Origin of the sequence: Bifidobacterium sp. UTCIF-38, from assembly GCF_006454495.1 — a bacterium.
GTDB lineage: Bacteria > Actinomycetota > Actinomycetes > Actinomycetales > Bifidobacteriaceae > Bifidobacterium > Bifidobacterium callitrichos.
On sequence record NZ_JFAL01000028.1, the window covers coordinates 58,672 to 80,819 of the forward strand.

Consider the following 22,148-nt stretch of genomic DNA (forward strand, 5'->3'; position numbering starts at 1 on the left):
ATGCGGTGGAGGCATCACATTTTCATCAGGGGGAATACACACCTATGAGCACAACCGTTCTCTCGCCGCAGGAGACGCGCATCCAGGAGCAGATCGAGAACAAGCAGGCGCAGCCCGCCCATCACACGCGAGCCAACGACATTCTGGCGCGAGTCCGCGCGCAGAAGCCGCACGTCGACGTCGAACGAGGACTGCTGTTCACCGAAAGCTTCCGCCAGACCGAAGGCGAGCCGCTGGTGCTGCGCTGGGCGAAGGCGCTGTACCACTACGCCGAGAAGGCCACCGTGTACGTCGACAAGGACCAGCTGATCGTCGGCCGCGGCGGCGGCGAGGGCCGCTACGGACTGCTCTACCCGGAACTCGACGGCGATACGCTCGACCTCGCCATCAAGAAGCTGCCCACGCGCGAAAGCTCGCCGTTCGACATCGCGCCGGAAGACGCGAAGACCATCATCGAGGACATCGCCCCGTACTGGAAGGGCAAAACCTTCCACGAGGACCTCGCCAAGGCGCTCGGCCCGGAGACGATGAAGCTCACCTACAATCCGGATGAGGCGCTGACCTCCCGCTACGTGGTCAACGAGACCGCATCGTTCCGCTCCAGCCTGCAGTGGGTCCACGACTACGAGATCGTGCTGAAGAAGGGATTCGGCGGCTTGCGCGCCGAGGCGCAGGAGCGTCTGGCGCAGCTCGACGAATTCTCGCCGATCGACAACTGCGAGAAGCGACCGTTCCTCGAGGCGGAGATCCTCACGGCCGACGCGATCATCCTGTGGGCCAACCGTCACGCCGACGAGGCCGAACGTCAGGCCGCCGAGGAGGGCGATCCGAAGCGCGCCGCCGAACTGCAGCGCATCGCCGAAACCTGCCGTTGGGTGCCCGAACACCCGGCACGCACCTTCTACGAGGCGATGCAGAGCCAGTGGTTCACACAGCTGTTCAGCCGCATCGAGCAGAAGACCGGCACGATCATCTCCAACGGCCGCATGGATCAGTACCTTTACCCGTTCTACAAGGCCGACAAGGAGGCGGGACGCATCACCGCCGACGAGGCGCAGGAGCTGTTCGAATGCATGTGGGTCGACATGGCCCAGTACATCGACCTGTACCTGTCCGACGCGGGCGGCGCGTTCAACGAGGGCTACGCCCACTGGGAGGCCGTCACCATCGGAGGCCAGACCCCCGAAGGCTACGACGCGACCAACGAGCTGACGTACATCCTGCTCAAGTCGAAGCGAGAGTTCCCGCTCAACTACCCGGATCTCGCGGCGCGCATCCACACGCGCTCGCCGAAGCGCTACCTGCGCGAGGTGGCCCTGACCATCAAGAGCGGCGAGGGCTTCCCGAAGCTGCTCAACGACGAGGACGTGGTGCCGCTGCTGCTGAGCAAGGGCGCGAAGTTCGACGAGGCGCTCGACTACTCCGTGTCCGGCTGCGCCGAATGCCGCATGCCGAACCGCGACACCTACACCAGCCCGAACGCGTACATCAACTTCGCGGCCGCGCTGGAGATGGTGATGTACAACGGCCGCATGCTCAAGTACGGCGATGAGGTGCTCGGTCTGGAGACCGGCGAGTTCGAGGACTTCCAGAGCTTCGACGACCTGTTCGCCGCGTTCCTCAGGCAGCAGAACAACCTGCTCAAGCACGCGTTCATCCAGCAGCACGAGATCATCCGCCTGCGCGCCGAGCACTTCGCCACCCCGCTGGGGTCGATGCTGCAGAAGCTGTGCCGCGAATCGTGCATCGACCTGCATCAGCCGAAGATCCCAGGCGGCATCGATCTGGGATACTTGGAATACATGGGCTTCGCCACGGTGATCGACTCGCTCGCCGCCATCAAGAAGCTCGTGTTCGAGGAGCACGTGATCAGCCTGCACGAGCTCAAGGAGGCGTGCGAGCACGACTTCGAGGGCTACGAGGTGATTCGTCAGCTGCTCAGGAACGCGCCGGCCTACGGCAACGACGACCCGTACGCCGACGAGATCGGCAAGATCCTCGATCGCACCGCTCAGGAGTTCACCGCCAAGTACTCCGAGCAGATCGGCGTGCACATGGACATCCGTCTGGTGCCGTTCACCAGCCACGTGCCCTTCGGCAAGGTGGTGTCCGCCACGCCTGACGGCCGTCGCGCGTTCACGCCGCTGTCCGACGGATCGTCCGCCGCGCAGGGCGCCGACCACGAAGGTCCGACCGCGATCCTGCTGTCGAACTACCTGACCAAGAACTTCGATCACAACGAGCACGCCGGCCGACTGCTCAACATCAAGCTCTCCCCGGGCTGCGTGGCCGGCCGCGAGGGCACCGAGAAGCTGGTCGAGTTCATCGAGACGTGGCGTGACCTGAAGCTGTGGCACGTGCAGTTCAACGTGATGAACAACGAGACATTGCGCGAGGCGCAGAAGCACCCCGAGCTGTATCGCAACCTGATCGTGCGCATCGCGGGCTACTCGGCGTTCTTCACCGAGCTGTCCAAGGACCTGCAGGACGAGCTGATCTCCCGCAACGAGCAGGAAGCGTTCTAGTCCGCCGATGCTCGTGTGATTGTCACGCCAATGGGGTGGTCATGACGCGATTGCCATGACCACCCCTTTCACATGACCCCTCGAGCCCCTCGAGCACCTGCCATGTTCAGCCCAACCACAGGCACACATACCGTCACATACACAAGTCTGGTCCCACCATGCAGCACGCACTCACCGAACGTATCCTCTTAGACCGCGAGGCCTCGCTCCGCCCCACCGGCGAATGGCGGCGTCTGGCCCCGAAGAACTCGGCGATGGTGTTCAACATCCAGCACTATTCATTGCACGACGGCCCCGGCATCCGCACGATCGTCTTCCTCAAGGGATGCCCATTGCGATGCCCCTGGTGTAGCAATCCGGAATCGCAGCGATTCGGCCCGGAGGTGAGCTACGTGGCCGACAAATGCATCGCCTCGATGGGCTGTGATCGGTGTGCATTGACGTGCCCGTCGGCGGTACACCGGGTCGACGGCGATGCCGGTGTCAACGATTCGGCGACTATCTCCCTTGATCGGGACGTACTCGACCAACTCGATCTCAATGCGATCACCCGCTTCGCCAAGGCGTGCCCGTCGAAGGCGATCACGCTTGAGGGCAAACCGATGCAGGTCGATGAGATCCTTGACATCGTCGAACGCGACGAGGTCTTCTTCGACCGTTCCGGCGGCGGGCTCACGGTCTCCGGCGGCGAGCCGCTCGCGCATCGGACGTTCCTGACGAACCTGCTCGCGGGCGCTCACGAACGCGGCATCACCACCGCCATCGAAACCTGCGGATACGCCCCGTACGCCTCGCTCGCGAGCGCGGCCGAACACCTCGATTACGTGCTGTTCGACATCAAGTCGATGGATTCGGCAGTCCATCGCGAATGGACCGGATACGGCAACGAGCGCATCCTCGACAATTTCACGCGACTGTGCGCCGATCACCCCGAGCTGCCGAAGCTGGTACGCACGCCGGTCGTCCCGGGGTTCAACGATTCGCTTGAGGATATCGAGGCGATCGTCGATTTCCTGCATGGGCTCGGCGGCCGTGAGGCGAACATCACCTATCAGCCGTTGCACTATCACCGGTTCGGCGAGGGCAAGTACCATGCCTTGGGCCGCGACTATCCGATGGGCGACATCAAACTCGACGACGCCCTGTTCAACGAGATCCGCGACATGGTCCTCGCCTCCGGCCTGGCCGCCGACGCCCTCTACAAGGACTCCGACTGAAACTCCCCGCCACCGTACGCTGAGATGACGCAGGCGTACGTTGCTGGTGGCCATTCCGACTGAATCACCCGCATTCGTATGCTGCCGCGACGCAGGCGTACGAATACGGGTGATTATCCGTTGATACTCCCGTTCCCCGTACACTGACCACCACTCAGCGTACGCAAACGGGGACTTGCCCCGTTTTATAACTTTTTATAAGTATTATATCTTTTATAAGTCGCCTACGATCGTGACCTGTGACGGGAGATATATCATGCCCAATCCGTTCAAGCCCACTGCGGGAATGACCCCGCCTGTGCTGGTCGGCAGGACCGATGACATCAAGGATTTCTCCTACGCGCTGGATGATGGAGTTGGCGCTCCCGGCCGCCTTATGTATCTGACCGGCGCGCGAGGAGTCGGTAAAACCGTGATGCTGAACGCTCTCGGCGATATCGCCCGAAAGCGCGATTGGATCGTCATCGACGAGACCGCCGAAGCGGGATTCATCAATCGTCTCATCGACGTATTGAATGAAGAGGACAGATCACGCCTGAGCTCACTGACCATGCCTACCGCTTCGATATCCATTCCAGGAGCTCCGATTTCGGCGTCATTGAATCTGGGCGGCGCGCAGTTTACTGCTCCTGCTGAACGCGCACTTGACTTTCGCAGGGCGATGTCGGAAAAGCTCGACAAGCTGGAGAAAAAACGCCGCGGCATCCTCATCACCCTTGATGAGGTACAGGCTTCCAGCATCGCCGAAATCAGGTCGTTGGCCACCGCCGTACAGCATCTCATTCGAGAACAACGCAATATCGCCTTCATCTTCGCCGGACTGCCGTCAATGGTGGAGGACGTCATCAATGATGACGTCCTGACGTTCCTGCGCCGCGCGGAGCGCAAGCATCTGGGCGATGTACCGCTCGACGCGGTCCGGCAGGCATTCGCCGACACCATCAACGCCAATGGCAAGCATGCCAACGGCGAAGTGCTGTCGATGCTCGCACGCGCCACCAATGGCTACCCGTTCATGATTCAGCTGGTTGGCTATTGGGCATGGCGAGCATCGGAAACCGGGGCCACGGCCGATGCCGAAGAGATCACCATCGATGCCGCTGAACGCGGAGTCGCCCAGGCGAAACTCAAACTCGGTGACATGGTGCATGGCCCGGCCATCGACGGATTGTCCGCCATGGCACGAGACTACCTACTCGCCATGGCCCAGGATGACGGCCCGTCAGCGACCAGCGCCATAGCCAAGCGACTGGAACGTGACCAGATCTACGCGAACGTCTACCGCACACAACTCATCAAGGAGGACATCATCTATCAATCCTCCTACGGGTATGTGGATTTCAAGTTGCCCTACCTGCGCGATTACCTGCGCGAGCACGGCGCATTCCACCAGATGCGACGCACCATCGCAGGCCTAGAGAGCTGACGACAAGTCCGAGTACGTGGTATGCCCGCGATCACGCCTGTTCTTCCATGTCACCGTCACACCACCGTCCCCGTACGCTGAGACAGTGCAGGCGTACGGCGACGGTGGCCATCCCGACTGAATCACCCGTGTTCGTACGCCTACGACGCGGCAGCGTACGAATGCGGGTGATCAACCGCCGATAGCCCCGTTCCCCGTACACTGACCGCAACTCAGCGTACGGGGAACGGGGGTTGCCGCCGCCAGAGGAAACAACAAGGGGAACTAGGTCGTCGGGCCCGGTTCCTGATGGGTGACCTAGTTGGTACTGAGGGTCAGTGGGTCAGTGGTGGATCGCGCCGGAGATCTCGTGCTCGAGCGCGATGAACTGCGGGGTGTTGCGCACCGCGTCGATATCCTCGGGGTGGTCGGGGTCACGCGGCACGGTCACCGGCACGTCCATCTTGACGGTGCCGGGGTGGGCGGTCATCACGATCACGCGCGTGCCGAGGAAGATCGCCTCGTCGACGCTGTGGGTGATGAAGAACACGGTCTTGCGCTTCTCCTGCCAGATGCGGCGCAGCTCCACCTGCAGGTTCTCGCGGGTCAACGCGTCGAGCGCGCCGAACGGCTCGTCCATGAGGATGAGGTCGGGATCGGTGGCGAGCACGCGCGCGATCTGCGCACGTTGCTGCATGCCTCCGGACAGCTCGTACGGGCGGCGATCTGCCGCGTCGGACAGACCCACCATCTCGAGGTACTCGTCGGCGATGCGTTCGCGACGCGCGCGATCCACGCCCTGCACCTTCATGCCGAACTCCACGTTCCGACGCACGTTGAGCCACGGGTACAGCTGCGGCTTCTGGAACACCACGCCGCGCTTGGCGTCGGGGCGTTCGATGCGCCGACCGTTGATGAGCAGCTCGCCCTCCGTGGGCTTCTCGAATCCGGCGAGCATGCTCAGCAATGTGGTCTTGCCGCACCCCGACTGGCCGACCACGCAGATGAAATCGTGATTGGCGATGGTCAGGTTGATGTCATGCAATGCGGTGACCTTCTCGCCCCGTTCGGTGTCGAAGGTCTTGGTGACGTGGCGGATGACCACGCCGCCCTGATCGCCCGTGTTCTCCGTACCGGTTGTCGATGTAACGGTCATCGCCTCAGTTCTCCTTGGCGACCTGCTCGATCGCGTCGGCGTAGAGCGCGGAGTCGTAGCTGTCGCCCACCGCGTCGATGCCGTTCTGCTGCTTGAGGAATTCGGCGGTCTTCTTGAAGGTCGCCGGCAGGTCGTCCGCGAAGGTCTTGGCCTGTTCGCTCGCGTCCGGGTACTCGTATCCGGCGAGCTGCTGCTTGACCTGATCCGGGTCGATGCCCAGCTGGGAGGCGATGGAGTCGATGGCCTTGCCATCCTTGGCGGCGACCTGCTTGATGGCGTGATTCTCCACGGCGGTCCAGGTCTCCAGCACGGACGGGTTGGTCTTGATGAAGTCGGTCGCAGCCACTTCGAGATCATAGGTGGGCGCGCCCAGCTTGGCGGTTTCGGCGCTGGAGGTGACGGGCTTCGCGCCGGCCTTCTTGAGTTCGCTCTGCACCGGATCCCACACCCATGCGGCGTCGATCTCGCCGCGCTGCCATGCGGCGGGGATCTTGTCCGGATCGAGGTTGATGAGTTTGACGTCCGATTCGCTCAATCCCTCGTTCTGCAGCGCGGAAAGCAGCGAGAAGTGCGAGGTGGAGCCGAACGGCACGGCCACCGTCTTGCCTTTGAGATCCTTGACGGACGTGATGCCGTCCTTGGCGACGAGCGATTCGGCCTCGCCGATCACGTCGTTGATCCACACGGCCTGCACCGGCAGGTTCAGCGGCGCGCTGGCGGCCTTGACCGTCGGGCTGGAGCCGAGCAGCGCGATGTCGAGCGACTTGGCGCCGAACGCCTGCAATGTATCCGCGCCGGAGTTGAACTGGCTCCATTCGACCTTGGCCTTCGGCAGGCAGGCTTCGAGCAGCTTCTGATCCTTGACCACCAGATCGGCGTTCGGAATGGCCTGCCAGCCGATGCGCAGCGTTCCGGTGAAGTCGGTGTTCTCCTTGGTCACACAGGAGCTGGATGCATTGCTCGCGCCAGTATTGCCGGCCACCTGATCGGCGGTCTGCATCTGACCGCAGGCCGCGACCGATGCGACGGCCGCGACGGTAGCCACCAGTGCGAGTGCGCGCTTCGCCCAACCGGAACGCTTGAGATCGATAGACATGATATGGTTTCCCCTTCTATTGTTTTCGGATAAGTCGTTGTTTCACGTGAAACATCCCACGTGTTGTGATTCGCGGACGGCCCCCACCGTCCGCGTCACCACTCCCCCCGGAATCACTCCTTGCCGACCCACGGCGTGAGCGCGTGGATCACCAGCTGCAGGATGCCGTCGAGTACGAGCGCCGCGATGCCGATCACGATGATGCAGGCGATGGTCAGCGGCGTGTTCATCTCCGTGCCGGACAGGTAGGCGAGCGCGCCGATGCCCGGGATGCCGTTGTTAAGCTCGGCGGCCACGACCGTGGTCCACGCGAAGCCGACAGCGAGACGGATGCCGTTGAGCACGCTGGGCAGGGCGCTCGGCAGGACCACCAGCGACAGCAGCTGCAGTCGCGAGGAGCCCAGCGATAGCGCGGAGTTGATGCGGTCCTTGCTCACGCCCTTGATGCCGTCGATGGTGGCGAGCACGATCGGCGGGAAGGCGGCGAGGAACAGCAGCCAGATCTTGGTGGTGTCGCCGATGCCGAACCATACGATGAGCAGGCCGATGTAGCCGAGCGGAGGCAAGGCGCGCACGAAGTTGATGTACGGCATGACCACGCGGCTGAGCCACGTGACGCTCGACAGCAGGAAGCCGACCAGCACGCCGGCGACGATGGCGAAGCCGAGTCCGACGCCGATGCGTTCGAGGCTCATCAGCAGATGCTGCCACAGGAAGTACTGCTGCACGCCGCAGACGATACGCGTCGATCCGGCGGCGATCGGATTGCAGGTGTTGGCCTTGATGAAGGCATTCCACACAGCACCCGGGCTCGGCAGGTACAGCGGGTTGATGAGCTTGGTAGCGGTGACCGCCCACCAGACGGCCACGAAGCCGACCAGCGAAATCAGCGCCTGCAGCCTGTTGACCGGAATGCGCCTGCGGATGACTTCGGGGCCCTGATTCGGCCCCGGCGCCACGCGCCTGGTCACAGGACGCGTCCACGTCTTCACTCGTTCGATGCCTATTGCCGCAGTCATGCTTGCTTTCCCCCGTGTCCGGCCGGGTCGCGACTGTGACTGTCCGTCACGCTGGCCGAGACCCTTATTGCTGTGAAAATCATTGGGCCCGCAACCAGAACAACAAGTAGCTACGGTCTTGTGGATTTGCGTGCCGCCGCCCATACAACGGGATCGGCACACGAACGTTCCGTGCTGAATGCGACGGCGTCTGCACGCCGTGACCTCTTGAACGGAACCTCTGTGCTCAACAGTAACCGGTGCAATCGGCCCGCAGGCCCCAAAAAACGAAAATCGCTTATAGACGCTTCCTATGACCGTTTAACGAACCGCATAACCCCGCCATTCCGGGCTTTCCGCACCGTTTCGTCTCACTGGATCGCCATGCTTATACTTCGGCCATCGGCCTCGTTGGGAGGGCCGCATACGTCTCGTCGACGACGATGAATGCCGACGTGAATCAGGGGGAATACAACACTATGGGCAATCCGACCGTGAACGACCCGACCGGACAGGAAGTGGCGCGACTGCATCAGGAGTACGTGCTCCAGCCGTGGGCGAAGCAAGGCGGGCCGGTCATCGCGGTCAAGCGCGCCGAGGGCATCTACTTCTGGGATTACGACGGTAAGCGCTACGCGGACATGAGTTCGCAGATGGTCTGTTCGAATCTGGGCCATCAGAATCAGGTGGTGGTGGAGGCGATCAGGAAGCAGGCGGAGGAGCTGTGCTACATCGCCCCGAGCTTCGCGGTCAAGCCGCGCGGCGAACTGGCCCGCCTGCTGGTGAGGATCGCCGGCGAGGATCACTTCCAGCGCGTGTTCTTCACGCTGGGCGGCTCCGATTCCAATGAGAACGCGATTGAGATCGCCCGCTTCTATACCGGCCGGCCGAAGATCCTCTCCTGCTATCGCTCCTACCACGGATCCACGTTGGGATCGGCGTTCGCCAGCGGCGACTGGCGCAGGTTCGCCTATGAGGTGGGCGGTGCGGCTCCGAGCTTCGTTCACTTCCTCAACCCGTCCGTCTACGAGGACGGGTTCGATCGCACGCCCGAGGATGAGGCGCGATGCACCCGTCAGTATCTGCACCAGCTGGAGGAGCAGATCGCCTACGAGGGGCCGGAGACCATCGCCGCGATCCTCATGGAGTCGATCGTGGGCGCCAACGGTGTGCTCGTGCCGCCGAAGGGCTATATGGAGGGCGTGGCGGAACTGTGCCACAGGAACGGAATTCTGCTCATCTGTGACGAGGTGATGGCCGGGTTCGCGCGTTCGGGCAAGATGTTCACCTGGCAGAACTTCGATCTGGTGCCGGACCTCGTCACCTTCGCCAAGGGCGTCACCGGCGCCACGGTGCCGTTGGGCGGTGTGATCGCGAGCAAGGCGATCTCCGAGTTCTTCGAAACCCACCCGCTGCCGTGCGGTCTGACCTACTCCGGTCATCCATTGGCCTGCGCGGCCGGTCTGGCCGCCACCCAGTACTATCTGGATCACGACGTATGCGCCCATGTCAGGCAGTTGGAGAGCGTGCTCAAGCCGACGTTGGAGGGCTTCGCACGCCGTCACGCCTGCGTAGGCGAGGCGCGATGCATCGGCCTGTTCGCCGCACTCACATTGGTCGTGAACAAGGAGACCCGCGAGCTGATGGCCCCGTACCATACGTCCAACGGACGCATGCCGGCCATCTTCGCCAAGTTGCGGGAACGGGGATTCTATACGTTCGGCCGCGAATCGAACCTCAACGTCTGCCCGCCGCTGATCATCACCGAGGAGGAGCTGCGCGAACAGCTCGACATCCTCGACAACGTGCTCACCTGGGCCGACGAAGAGTTCTGCAAGTAGGGTCAAATCCACTAGCCACCATCACCGTACGCTGAGATGACGCAGGCGTACGGTGACGGTGGCTATTCCGACTGAATCACCCGTATTCGTACGCCTACGACGCGGCAGCGTACGAATACGGGTGATTATCCGTTGATACTCCCATTCCCCGTACACTGACCGACACTCAGCGTACGGGGAACGGGGTTTGGGGGTCCGGGGACCGGAACTCCAAGGGCCGAGACCTCCAAGGACCGGATACCGGCAGGAACCCCGGCCGGAACCCACAGGCAGGAACCTACAGACAAGGCCCCGGCAGGTTCCTACAGGCTCATCTACAGGGTGTAGGTGATCTTGGGGCCGCCGGACTTGCCGAAGAGGCCGCCGTCGGACTTGCGGGCGGCGCTCAGGTTCTTGATGTCGTCCTTGTCGAGGCGGACCATGCAGAAATCGGCGTGGTCGGGGGCGGCATCGGTCCGGTCGGAACCGTCGGATCCGTCGGCGGAACCGTTGGATCCGTCACCACCGTCTTTGCCGGAATCACCCTTCCCACCGGCCTTCCCATCCCCGCCGAACTCGTCGTCATCCGTGCCGGTGAGCGACTGCTTGTTCGGGTCGACGCCGTCGACGGTGGTCACCTTGAGCACGTCGTCATGCGCACCGGGCACACGGAACGTGGTCACGTCGATCGGCACGATCGACTCCTCTTCCGGCTTCGGCACCTGCGGCACCCACGAGTAGGGCGCCCTATAGGCGCGGTAGACCATGTTGGTGGCGAATCCGGGCGCGAACTCCTTGAAATACGGGCTGATGTACTCCCACACGATCCGATGGTCGGGCGTCACCTCGATCAGGCGGCCGTCGGAGCCCTCGGTGATCAGCGTGTTGCCGTTCTCGAGCCTTTGAGCCGACGAGATGAACGACGAGTAGAACTTGGATCCGTCGGAGAACGGCATGAATCCGGCCTCGACCGGCGTGTACTGCCAGACGATCTCCAACGTGACCGGGTTGATCTCGAGCACGCGCGAGTAATCGCGGTGCACGGCGCTCACGCCGTCCGGGGCGATGGCGTTGGGCGCGTCGTAGCCGGCCGCGCCGCCGTTGTCGAAGACGAGCAGATCGCCCGCGCCCGGCAGTCCGCGCGGAATCAGGTGGAGGTGATGCTGGCCGATGATCGGGCCGATCTTCTTCACGGCCTCGTTCTCGGCGAAGTCCGGACCGAGCTTCCACACGATCTTGCCGGTCTGCTTGTCGATGATGGCGAGGATGTTCGCGTTGCGTGCGTCGAAGAGGATGTTCTCCGGGGCGAATCGCAAGTCACCGCGGTCGAACCACTTGTTGGGGCCGAGCGTGGAGATGCAGTTGACGTGCAGCCAGTCGCCGCCCGCCTCGCCGCGCATCGCGGGGTTGGCGTACAGGGACTTGCGCGCCGCCTCGGAGAATCCGAACTCCTCGAAGTGGTCGGCCGCGCGCCACTCCCAGACGACCTCGCCCTCCCAGGTGACCTCGATGATCTTGTCGTCGATGAGCAGCTGGTTGGTGATTTCCGGGTGGTACGAGTTCTCGTGCGTGAGGATCAGCGTGTTGCCGGAGTCGGTCTTCGGGTCGAGTCCGGGCGCGTAGTAGCCGGTGGGCGATCCCTCACGTTCGAAGTCGTGGTGCTGACGGGCCATGTAGCGCGGTTCGCGGCCTTCGTCGTGGACGAGTTCGGTGTGATCCCACTTCCATTCGACCTTGCCGTCCCACGAGACCTGCAGCAGGTCGAGCTGGTCCTGATAGGCCGCCGATCCGCCGCGAGCGCCCGACGAGCCGAACACGGAACCGCCGGGCAGCAGCTTGTTCGGGAATCCGGCGAGTCCTGCCCAGCGGTTCACCTCCCGTCCGTTCATGTCGATAAGGAGCGCGCCCTTGGGGGTCGGGAACAGCGTGTAGCCGTTCCATGCCGCGTCCTTGTCGTAGATGGTGACGCCGGTCGGGTAGATGGTGGGATAGCCCATGGGTGATGTGTCCTCCTAGTTGATGGGGTGGCTGGTGAGTGAAAGGGCGGAGATGGTTCGTAATGCTGACGAATTGACTACCCCTCAGACCCGCTTCGCGGGCCAGCTCCCCTGACAAGGGGAGCCGAAACACGAGGCGGAATTCTGAGGTTTCAGGATGCCTTGACGACTTCGCGCGTGCGCAGGAAGTGGTCGTAGACGCGGCTCTTGTATGCGGCGAACTCGTTGCTGCCGCGGTCGCGATGCTCGCCGAGATCGACGTCGATGATCTCCTCGATGCGCCCGGGGCGGGTCGACATGACGACGATGCGGTCGGCCAGATACACGGCCTCCTCGATATCGTGCGTGACCATGATCATCGTGTTGTGCTGCTGCTTGCGAATGTGCAGAAGCTCGTCCTGCAGTTCGATCTTGGTCAGAGCGTCGAGCGCGCCGAACGGCTCGTCGAGCAGCAGGATCTCCGGATCGGTGGCGAGCGCCCTGGCGATGGCCGCGCGCTGGGACATGCCGCCGGACAGCTGGCTCGGGTAGGCGTCCTTGAAGTCGCCGAGTTTGACGAGGTTCAGCAGATGGTCGGAGATGCGCTGCCGTTCGGCCTTGGGTCGCCCCTTCAGACCGAACTGCACGTTGTTCTCGATGCTCATCCACGGGAAGAGGCGATGCTCCTGAAAGATCATGCACCGGTCGGTGCCCGGCTTGGTGATCTCGTGGCCGTTCAATTCACAGCGGCCGGCGGTCGGCTGTTCGAGGCCGGCGATGATCTTGAGCAGGGTCGATTTGCCGCAGCCGGAGTGGCCGACGATGACGAGCAGTTCGCCGTCGCGCACCTCCAGGTTGATGCCGTCGAGCACGGTGATCGGCTTGCCCTTGACGACGAAGCTCTTGCCCAGTCCTTCGATATCCAAGTCCACGGTCATGCTGTTGCCTTTCTAATCGTTTCCCACGGGGTGACGGCCCGCGAGATCGCGGAGAGCACCACGTCCATCAGCACGCCGGCCACGGCGATGACGATCATGCCGGCGAATACGATCGAGTAATCCATGAGGCTGCGCGCATCGTTGATGCGGAAGCCGATGCCGGAGCTGGCCGCGATCATCTCGGAACCGACGACGGCCATCCAGGAGATGCCGAGGGCCAGTTTGAGTCCGACGAAGATCGACGGCAGGGCGCCCGGCAGGTAGATCTCGCGGAAGAGACGCCACCGCGAGAGCTGGTACATGTTGCCGACCTCGACGAGCTTGCGGTCGACGCGCGTGATGCCGTCGATCGTGTTCATGAGGATCGGGAAGAACGCGGCGAGGAAGATGACGGCCACCTTGGAGCCTTCGCCGATGCCGAACCACATGACCAGCAGCGGCACCCAGGCCATCATCGGAATCTGGCGGATCGCCTTGAACGCGAGCATGAAGAAGCGGTTCGCGGACAGGCTCATGCCCATGATCACGCCGAAGAAGATGCCGAACACGGCGGCCAGTCCGTAGCCCTTGAGGATGCGGCTGATGCTGATCGCAAGGTCGCCCTTGAACGTGCCGGAGGTGAGCTGACCGACGATCGTGTCGGCCACCGAGGAGATCGTCGGCAGCACGAGCGTGGAGATCAGCCCGGAGGCGGTCGCCACATGCCAGACGACGAACACGCCGATCGGCAGCAACACGAGGAAGACCACGTCGAGGACACGCTTGGCGACGCCCAGCGACTGGATGCGCGAGGTGAGGGAGGCGGCGGTCGAAGCGGACGATTCGTCGGCCGAGTCATCGGCGACGGACGCGATCTCCTTGCGATTCAGCACGTTCAGCCAGGCGCGTAGGCGGTTGCGGCCGACGGTCACGGCGACGGCGAACAGCACGTAGCCGACGAGCAGCGCGATCGCCGCGAAAGCCGTGTTCGCGCGGTTCCGTGCGGCCGCATCGGCGGAGGCACCGGTCGCCCCGGCTGCCTGTTCGTCGACGACGCCGGCGACGGCGGACGCGGCATCCTTCTTCGCGTCGGCCACGCCCTTGTCCTGCTCGTATTCCTCGATGGCCTGCTTGAGCGGAGCCGGATCAGCCCACGCCTGCACGTCGATCGGATTGGCGATGAGCTTGTTGTCGAGTTCGAACTGCTGCACCTGCTTCATCGAGTCGATGAGCGCGGGCGTGAGCGTCACCGGGTGGCCGACCTTCGGATCGTCGACGGCGGTGGCCTCGACGACGTTGAGCGGATTGCCGGATCGCTGCGCGGACAGCTTGTTGAACGCGTCCGGATCCTTGACGATGTCGTCCTTGGCCTTGAGCAGCGCCTTGATGACCGCTGCGGACACGTCCGGATGCTGCTTGGCGAAGTCGGTGCGTCCGATGAGCACGGTCGGCTCGTAGAAGATCTTGCGATCGGCCTTGATGCCGCTGTGGATGACCCTTGCCTTGCCCTCATCGACCAGCTGCTGCTCCTGTCCGGCGGAGACGACGGCCGCGTCGATGCCGTTGGTGGCGAGCGTCGACAGGCCGCTCGGCAGATCGGTGTTGACCGCTTCGATGTCGGAGAACTTCAGGCCGCCCTGCTGCAGCACCTTGATCAGGTACATCTGCGGGGTGGCGCCGCGCATATAGGCGACCTTCTTGCCCTTCAAGTCCTTGATCGACTTGATCCCGGACTTGGTGGAGGCGACGAGTCGCCAGCCGGAGTTGTATTCGGTCACGGCCAGGAGCGTCGTGTCGATGCCCTTGGACTTGCCGAGGATGCCGGCGAATCCGGCGTAGTCGACGTAGTCGAGGTCGCCGCCGGTCAGCGCCTCGTGCAGCGCGGGCGCGGCACCGACGAAGCCGGTGCCGGTGGCCTTGTAGCCGAGGGGCTTCAGGTACTCGTCGAGATAGCCCTTCTCCAGGGCGACGCCGAGCACGCCGTTGTTCCAGTTGGTGCCGGACGACGGGTAGCCGAATCGCAGGGTCTTGAGACCGGTCGATTCGTCGGCGTGGGCCGGCTGCACTCCGAACGCGCCGGAGACGAGGATCGTCAGGACGGTGAGCATCGCGGCGACGATCGCCCGGATGCGGCCGGCCGTCGCTGACGAATCGGATATGGATGATGTACGAGTACGCAAGTTGAAGCCCCCATTCACGTGTGCTCCGCGGCGTCGCTTTCTTCCCCTGCCATCGCCCTGTCGTTTCCCCCGGGCGATGGAGGCGCTTTCGCGGATACCGGCGACGTTACCGCAATCATCGGCGCGCCGAGGCGGCTTCATTGAAGACGTTGCTTATGACGGGCTATACGCACGTCATTCGCACGTCACTCGCACATCACTCGTGCAACGGCTGCTTGCGATCAGGGTAGAGCTGCTCGGCCAGGTGGTTGACGGCGCGCGGCACCTCGCCGAAGCCGGCGGAAATGAGCTTGACCTTGCCCGGATAGTTGACCGCGTCGCCGACGCCGTAGATGCGTGGCACCTCGGTCTCCAGATACTCGTTGACCTCCAGATCGCCGCGCTTGACCGGCAATCCCCATTCCTTGAGCAGATGGTTGTCGGAGGTGAAGCCGTAGTTGACGAGCAGCGCGTCCACGTCGAGATCAAGCGTCTCGTCGCTCTTGATCTTGGCGAGTTCGATGTGCAGGCCGTCGCCGTCGGGCACGCCGGTCACGGACGTGAACTTGTACGGCGTGAGGATCGCGACGGTCGATTCCTTCAGTCGCGCGACGCTCGATTCGAGCGCGCGGAAGTTGTCGCGACGGTGGATGAGCACGACCTTGCCGGCGATGCGCTCCAGTTCGAGCGCCCAGTCGATGGCCGCGTCGCCGCCGCCCGCCACGGCGACGGTCTTGCCGGCGAAATCGGCCAGATGCTTGACGAAGTAGAAGACCCCATGGCCGTCGAGTCGCTCGCGATCGTAGTCGATGGCGAGCGGGCGCGGCGTGAACGCGCCGGAGCCGATCGCCACGATCACCGAGCGCGTGCGGATCTCGCGCGCGGGCGTGGTCAGCGTGAACGTGCCGTCGGCGAGCTGCTCGAGGCCACGCACCTCCTCGTTGGTATATACGGTGATGCGTTCGGGGAACGTGTCGATCTGCTTCTTCAGGTTGCTGACGAGTTCGGCGCCGGTGCCGGAGACGAATCCGGCGATATCGTGGATCGGCTTCTCCGGGTAGAGGGCCGCGACCTGACCGCCGAGCTCGGGCAGGCTGTCGACGAGCGTGACGTCGAGATTGCGCATGGCCGAGTAGAACGCGGCGAACATGCCGACCGGCCCACCGCCGATCACGGTCACGTCCGTGATGGCGGGCGCCCCGGCGTTCTCTGCCTCGGTCTGCTCGATAGTGGTTGCTTCGCTCATGTGGTTTCCCCCCAATGTATCCGTATTGATGTTCATGACCCCATGCCGGTCTCCCCGCACCGCCACCACCTCGGCTCCCCTTGTCAGGGAAGCTGGCCCGCGAAGCGGGACTGAGGGGTAGTCAATACGATGCCGGTCTCCCGTGGCCCCGATGACCGGCCGTCGGATCATATAGGCGTCAGTATACGGATCGACGCCGGTGACACGAAGTGCGGCCACAATCCGCAAAACGGCGGAATTCCAACGATTGATAACGGATGACAACTAGAACCATCAACCAACCTCGGACCCGCATGTTTCACGTGAAACATGCGAGAAACGGCGAAATCGCAACGGTTTCACGCCACCCCGACCCTGTAAAACCCACGAATCCCCGTTTTGACACCGCAATCCGGCGTTTGTAGGCTCCCGACTCAACAGGGGTTCAACCACTCGAATTGGGGGCAGCATGAGCTACATCGCCACATGGGCGGACCAGAAGCTCAACGGCAACGAGATCGCCAAGCTCAAGGAGGACGGCCTTGACGTGTTCAAGGACCTCCCCGAGCTGGTGAAGAAGCCGTTCTCGGAAATCGACCCGAGCTATTTCATGTACTTCAAGTACGCGGGTCTGACGGTCCAGAAGCCGCAGACCGACGGATACTTCATGATGCGCATCAAGATCCCGGGCGGCCGCGTCACGGTCAAGCAGGCCGACCACATCGCCTGGATCGGCGAGAAGTACGGTCACGGCATCATCGACCTGACCACGCGTCAGGCGGTGCAGTACCACTGGATCCCGTTCGCGGAGCTCGTCGACATCTTCGCCGGCATCACGAACGTGGGACTGACGACGGTGGGCGCCGAGGGCGATATCACCCGCAACATCGTCGACAACACGCTCTCCGGCATCGACCCGGACGAGCTGTTCGACACGCGCCAGACCGTGATGGACGTCTACCACCGCTTCCAGGGCAACTACGACTACTCGAACCTGCCGCGCAAATTCAAGATCTCGATCAGCAGCAACGTGTACAACTCGGCTGACGCGCAGATCAACGACGTGGCGTTCACGCCCGCCACCAAGCGCATCGGACGCCACACCGTCAAGGGCTTCAACGTGTTCGTCGGCGGCGGTCTCAGCATGAAGCCGTACCTCGCGCAGCAGCTCAACATCTTCGTCACCCCCGATCGCGTGGCCGACGTGGCCGAGGTGATCTGCCAGGTCTACCGCGACTACGGCTACCGCCGCAGCCGCTCCAAGGCGCGACTGAAGTTCCTCGTGGCCGACTGGGGCGCCGAGCAGTTCGAGGACAAGGTGCGCGAATCCCTGCCCGACCTGCAGACCAAGGGTCGCAGCAAGGTCAAGGGCTGGAACAGCGGCAACGCGCTCGGCGTGCATCGCCAGAAGCAGGACGGCTACTACTACGTGGGCGTCTCCGTGCCGTCCGGCCGTATCACCGCGGACGACTTCCGCGCACTGACCGACGTGGCCCGCAACTACGGACGCGACGAGATCCGCTTCGATCACTGCCAGAACATGATCATCCCGTGGATCCCGGAGGACAAGCTCGCCGAGGTCGAGGCTCTGCCGATCTTCGAGCGCTTCTCGATCCACCCGCATCTCTTGGCCGACTACGGCAACACCTGCACGGGCGCCGAGTACTGCAACCTCGCGAACGCGCACACGAAGACCGTGTTCAAGCCGCTGATCGAGAACCTCGACAAGCGCTTCGCGTTCGACACCCCCATCAACGTGACGATGACCGGCTGCGGCAGCAACTGCGCCCACCGTTCCATCGCCGACATCGGTATCGAGGGCGTGCACGCGCGCACCCCCGACCGTCAGCATGTGGAGGGCTACAAGCTCTCCGTAGGTGGCAGCCTCCTTGGCGAGGGCCACTTCAACGAGCCGCTCAAGGGAGTGTTCTCCAAGGAGCAGCTCGCCGACGCGGTCGCGTCGATCCTGACCGACTATCAGGACAACCACGTGGGAACCGAAACGTTCTATGACTACTACAACCGTCAGGGAACCGATCATTTCCAGGAAACCCTCAACCAATTCATCGAAACCCTACCGGAGGTACTGAAGTGAGCACCAAGATCATCTACACCAGCGCGACTGGCAACACCAAGGAAGCCGTCGAGATCCTGCAGGAGGCGCTGGAGGATCTGGGCCAGGACGTCGAGGTCATCGACGCGGAGGACGGCGTGGAGGTCGACGAGTTCTTCGACGGCGCCGACAACTACGTCATCGCCAGCTGGTCCGACGGCGCGAACGGCGAGGTCCCCGGCGGCATCGTCGACTTCTACGACGATCTGGACGGCGCCGACCTGTCCGGCAAGAAGGTCGCGGTCATCGGCACCGGTGACACCAGCTACCCGCACTTCTGCGCGGCGGTCGACTTCTTCGAGAAGCTCGTCACCGACGACGGCGCGGAACTGGCCGCACCGAGCGTCAAGATCGAGCTCGCTCCCGACGACGACGCGATCAAGCGTCTGAAGGATCTGGCGAAGACCCTCGCCGCCTGAGCAATCACACCGAACCACCCCAAAGGAAGCACCGACACCATGACCACCGGTTATCTCTACGTACTGCATGGCCGCCGCGGCAAGATCCCCGAGTCGAATCTCGAACTGCTCGCCGGATTCATCGCCGACGAGGGCCAGCTCGGCCGCATCTCGTTCCTCGAGGGCGACGAGCAGACCCTGGAGGACGGCATCACCGACCTGCAGTCGCAGCCCGGAGTCGACCATCTGGTCATCGTGCCGGTGCTCCTCTATTCGGCCACGCACATGCGCTGGGACATTCCGGAGCGCTCGGCCAAGGTGCTCGACCCCGCGATCAAGGTCACGGTGACCGAACCGCTGGCCGAGACGGAGGCGGTCGAACGCTATCTGGAGCGTACGCTCGGCGCGGCCGTACAGGCGTTCCCGAACCGTCGCGTGCTGCTCATCGCACACGGCACGCCCCACTTCCCCGAGCCGTTCGAGCAGCTGCAGGCGCTCGCCGCGCGGGTGGGGAAGGCGATCGGCGTCGAGATCGTGCCCACGAACCATGTGGGCCACCCGAAGATCGAGGAGACGCTGGTGGACGAGCACGGCCCGTTCATCGTCGAGCGCCTGTTCCTGACGGACGGGCGACTCGCCGCCAAGATGAAGGCGCGCGTCCAGGCGATCGAATCCGGGGACATCTTCCTGCCCACGCTGGAGGACGACCCGGTCATCATCAACGCGATTCGCGAGCGCCTCACGCAAGCCGGCGTGTGATTGTTGCGTCGCTGACAGCTCCCCTCGTCAGAGAGGAGCCAAGCTATGCGGTTCCGGGCATCCGTACGATGTGCGCGCCGAGCGCTTCGACGATGTCGTGATGGTGGGTGGAGATGAGGACCGTCTTGCCGGCCTCGACGTAGGCCTTGAGGACGCGCACGACCAGCGCGGTGTTCTCCGAGTCGAGGCTGTCGGTCGGCTCGTCGAGCACCATGAGATCAGGGTTCAGCGACATCACACAGGCGACGGCGACGCGCTTCGCTCAACGCCAACTTCGGACCGCGGTCCATTCTTCATCGATGCCCAACATCTCGTTTTCCTACGTGCGATTTGCGTTGATGCCGAGACCTCCGATGTAATGCAGATCGTCGATCCGGTATTCCTCTGTCGACAGACGGGGAATACACTTTCACATCGAGCGCAGCAAGCAAACTAGTGTAAACACTACTAGTATCTCGCGCCGTAAATTCGTTGATGAATTGACCACCCCTCAGACCCGCTTCGCGGGCTAGCTCGTCCTGCAGCTATGGACGCACTACGCGCGCAGCCGACTGACTTGTCTGTCGGCTGCGCGCGTTGCCTACACACAGCTCCGCTGTTTGCTTCACGGCAACGTCCCGTCAGAGGGGGGGCCGATACCACTCAAACAATTGCAAGACAGACCGCTAGACACTCGGCCGCGCCACCACAGACCGACTCAATTGCGTCGTCCGGCCGTGCCGCCTCGGCCATGTCGCCCGCCCGCATCCCCTCAGCCATGCCTCCCGGCTGCGCCTCCTGCGGTGCCACTCAACGCATTTTTCGGCGGTTTTGGCGTTGAGTGGCACGACGATGCGTCATTGCCGCCTCACCGTCTTTTTGACGTGTTGTCAAAACGGCCATTTTCCAACGATTCCACAACAACCGGTATCGCAAGGACTGTCCCTGCCGCCGATGCGTCTGCCACTCAACGCTGAAAATCGCCGGAATCGCGTTGAGTGGCACGGTTTTCTGCCACCCGACGAACATCAACCGATTGACCTGCGTTGAGCGGCAGACTCGTCACGCATCCATCCCCGATCCACCTCGTTCGCCGATCGGATCCTACGGGATCGAACGTTTTCTCCGCTTCCCCCACCTCTCAACGCCGGCCCCTATAGGATCGGACGTTTTCACAACCCCGCAAGCCACCATAACGTCGGATCCTACGGGATCGGACACGATGAGGCGGGAAATGTGGGTTATCGTGGTGATCCTATGGGGTCGGGCGTAATGAGCTCAGACCGGACTAGGCACTCAGGCCGGACTTGTTTACCAAGTGGATAGTTGACGCGACCTATGTTCTGCGCCGTAAATTCATCAACGAATTTACGGCGCAGAACACTAGCACAATAGTACATGTGATAATATTGTTAAGCATCAAACTTAAATAAACGGACCGACAAGGAGATCGATCTAAATGACATTTAGAAAAACTGCCGCTATCATTTTGACAATTATTCTCTCGGCAAACATATCACCACTTGCATACTCACAAGAAAACAGAACCAGCACACACTCTATAAAATATTCATATTCATCAAATCCACATGATATCATAATAAAAACCGATGGAATTAGCATTAGCGGAAGATTTTACACAATTAAAGAGTTTGAATCCTTACTCAATAAGGAGCGATTCCTTCAAGGTTACGCAACAGCGACGGCAATGTAGATTTAAGTAAGTTTAAAGATAAGGTCAAAGGTAAAAACGCCTATAGAGAGAAGGGCGGATGGACCATAGACAAAGACACAGCAGGGCATGGCGGAAGAAAGTGGAAGCTAAAGAACAAAAACGGCAATAGAATTGCCTCACTAGGCAGCAATGGCGAAGTATTAGGGAAGTAGTCGAATATGTACGAAGACGTTGACTTTCTACAACAATCAAGTCAATATTATTTCATTGATTACATACCATACGATACCAATGATCCATCCTTCCTAGAATTGGAAGAATATTTTGAAAATACATATATTGGCTTATTTGCAGAAAAGATTTCTAGTATACTGCTTAAAATAATGTACTATACACCTTGTCAAGTCTATTTGGCAAGACCCGAAAATCCTTCAGCAGATTACGAATACGATAGAAACATAAGATCTTATCCACCAGAAAAAATGGATTCAGCCATCAAGAAAGTCATCATTGATGACTTCACATCACTTCAAGTGTTACTCGATTCACCACGAGTACTCATCAGTGTTTGTGGCGGTTTCTCCGTAACTTTTTACGGCCTCAAGAAAGAAATGGACCTATTCAACGTATGCAATCAGTTGGTAACCCAAGAAGGTCTTTTCCTAAAATATGGCACTGACAACAATACGAAATAGGTTTTCGTCCGCGCACATGCTGTAATCCGACACGC

Annotated in this window: 16 protein-coding genes; 8 read left to right on the forward strand and 8 right to left on the reverse strand. The window is 61.9% G+C overall.

Translation table 11 applies throughout. The features are described from left to right. The first annotated feature begins 44 nt into the window (after positions 1–44). From BW11_RS09995 to BW11_RS10005, 3 genes are all read left to right on the forward strand, one after another. Positions 45–2,525, forward strand: coding sequence for a pyruvate formate lyase family protein (locus tag BW11_RS09995; RefSeq protein ID WP_043166045.1), 2,481 nt, complete (start codon positions 45–47; stop codon positions 2,523–2,525). Positions 2,526–2,683: 158 nt separating this feature from the next. Further along, complete coding sequence (locus BW11_RS10000; protein WP_219846753.1) at positions 2,684–3,742, forward strand: glycyl-radical enzyme activating protein; 1,059 nt, start codon at positions 2,684–2,686, stop codon at positions 3,740–3,742. A gap of 256 nt (positions 3,743–3,998) precedes the next feature. Next, entirely contained in the window at positions 3,999–5,168 is a 1,170-nt protein-coding gene (locus tag BW11_RS10005) for an ATP-binding protein (protein WP_140445598.1), read from the forward strand. A 322-nt stretch (positions 5,169–5,490) separates the two neighbouring features. On the opposite strand, the gene BW11_RS10010 is transcribed toward BW11_RS10005, so the two are convergent. From BW11_RS10010 to BW11_RS10020, 3 genes are all read right to left on the reverse strand, one after another. Further along, positions 5,491–6,303 (reverse strand): ABC transporter ATP-binding protein, encoded by an 813-nt coding sequence (locus BW11_RS10010; RefSeq protein WP_140445599.1) that lies wholly within the window; start codon positions 6,301–6,303, stop codon positions 5,491–5,493. Positions 6,304–6,307: 4 nt separating this feature from the next. After that, positions 6,308–7,399: an ABC transporter substrate-binding protein gene (locus BW11_RS10015; RefSeq protein ID WP_140445600.1), complete on the reverse strand. Its 1,092-nt coding sequence runs from the start codon at positions 7,397–7,399 to the stop codon at positions 6,308–6,310. 113 nt (positions 7,400–7,512) lie between these two features. Further along, a complete protein-coding gene (locus BW11_RS10020; RefSeq protein ID WP_140445601.1) occupies positions 7,513–8,418 on the reverse strand; it encodes an ABC transporter permease in 906 nt (301 codons plus the stop codon). 458 nt (positions 8,419–8,876) lie between these two features. Between BW11_RS10020 and BW11_RS10025 the strand changes: the two genes are divergently transcribed. After that, positions 8,877–10,238 carry an aminotransferase class III-fold pyridoxal phosphate-dependent enzyme gene (locus tag BW11_RS10025; RefSeq protein ID WP_043166038.1) on the forward strand — a complete coding sequence of 454 codons (1,362 nt, stop codon included), beginning with the start codon at positions 8,877–8,879 and terminating at the stop codon, positions 10,236–10,238. A 314-nt stretch (positions 10,239–10,552) separates the two neighbouring features. On the opposite strand, the gene BW11_RS10030 is transcribed toward BW11_RS10025, so the two are convergent. From BW11_RS10030 to BW11_RS10045, 4 genes are all read right to left on the reverse strand, one after another. Then, the gene (locus BW11_RS10030; RefSeq protein WP_219846754.1) at positions 10,553–12,214 is read right to left on the reverse strand and encodes an aryl-sulfate sulfotransferase; all 1,662 of its coding nucleotides are present in this window, start codon (positions 12,212–12,214) and stop codon (positions 10,553–10,555) included. A gap of 152 nt (positions 12,215–12,366) precedes the next feature. Continuing rightward, complete coding sequence (locus BW11_RS10035) at positions 12,367–13,131, reverse strand: ABC transporter ATP-binding protein (RefSeq protein ID WP_107044373.1); 765 nt, start codon at positions 13,129–13,131, stop codon at positions 12,367–12,369. Continuing rightward, positions 13,128–15,290 carry an ABC transporter permease subunit gene (locus BW11_RS10040; protein WP_181166142.1) on the reverse strand — a complete coding sequence of 721 codons (2,163 nt, stop codon included), beginning with the start codon at positions 15,288–15,290 and terminating at the stop codon, positions 13,128–13,130. Before BW11_RS10040 ends, BW11_RS10035 begins: the two co-directional genes overlap by 4 nt. Positions 15,291–15,486: 196 nt before the next feature. Further along, a complete protein-coding gene (locus BW11_RS10045) occupies positions 15,487–16,515 on the reverse strand; it encodes an NAD(P)/FAD-dependent oxidoreductase (RefSeq protein ID WP_052119156.1) in 1,029 nt (342 codons plus the stop codon). A gap of 448 nt (positions 16,516–16,963) precedes the next feature. On the opposite strand from BW11_RS10045, the gene BW11_RS10050 reads away from it, so the two are divergent. Genes BW11_RS10050 through BW11_RS10060 form a run of 3 tightly spaced genes read left to right on the forward strand, consistent with a single transcriptional unit; the run spans position 16,964 to position 19,764 of the window. Further along, complete coding sequence (locus BW11_RS10050) at positions 16,964–18,589, forward strand: nitrite/sulfite reductase (RefSeq protein ID WP_140445603.1); 1,626 nt, start codon at positions 16,964–16,966, stop codon at positions 18,587–18,589. Further along, positions 18,586–19,026 (forward strand): flavodoxin domain-containing protein, encoded by a 441-nt coding sequence (locus tag BW11_RS10055; protein ID WP_043166032.1) that lies wholly within the window; start codon positions 18,586–18,588, stop codon positions 19,024–19,026. The genes BW11_RS10050 and BW11_RS10055 overlap by 4 nt, the downstream gene beginning before the upstream one ends. A gap of 39 nt (positions 19,027–19,065) precedes the next feature. Continuing rightward, positions 19,066–19,764, forward strand: a complete 699-nt coding sequence (locus BW11_RS10060) for a sirohydrochlorin chelatase (protein ID WP_140445604.1) — start codon at positions 19,066–19,068, stop codon at positions 19,762–19,764. Positions 19,765–19,807: 43 nt separating this feature from the next. Here the strand turns inward: BW11_RS10060 and BW11_RS10065 are convergent, their stop codons facing one another. Then, positions 19,808–19,999, reverse strand: a complete 192-nt coding sequence (locus tag BW11_RS10065; RefSeq protein ID WP_043166029.1) for an ABC transporter ATP-binding protein — start codon at positions 19,997–19,999, stop codon at positions 19,808–19,810. A gap of 1,637 nt (positions 20,000–21,636) precedes the next feature. Here BW11_RS10065 and BW11_RS10070 point away from each other — a divergent pair. After that, on the forward strand, positions 21,637–22,113 hold the full coding sequence (locus BW11_RS10070) for a hypothetical protein (protein ID WP_140445605.1): 477 nt from the start codon (positions 21,637–21,639) through the stop codon (positions 22,111–22,113). Positions 22,114–22,148: the final 35 nt, after the last annotated feature.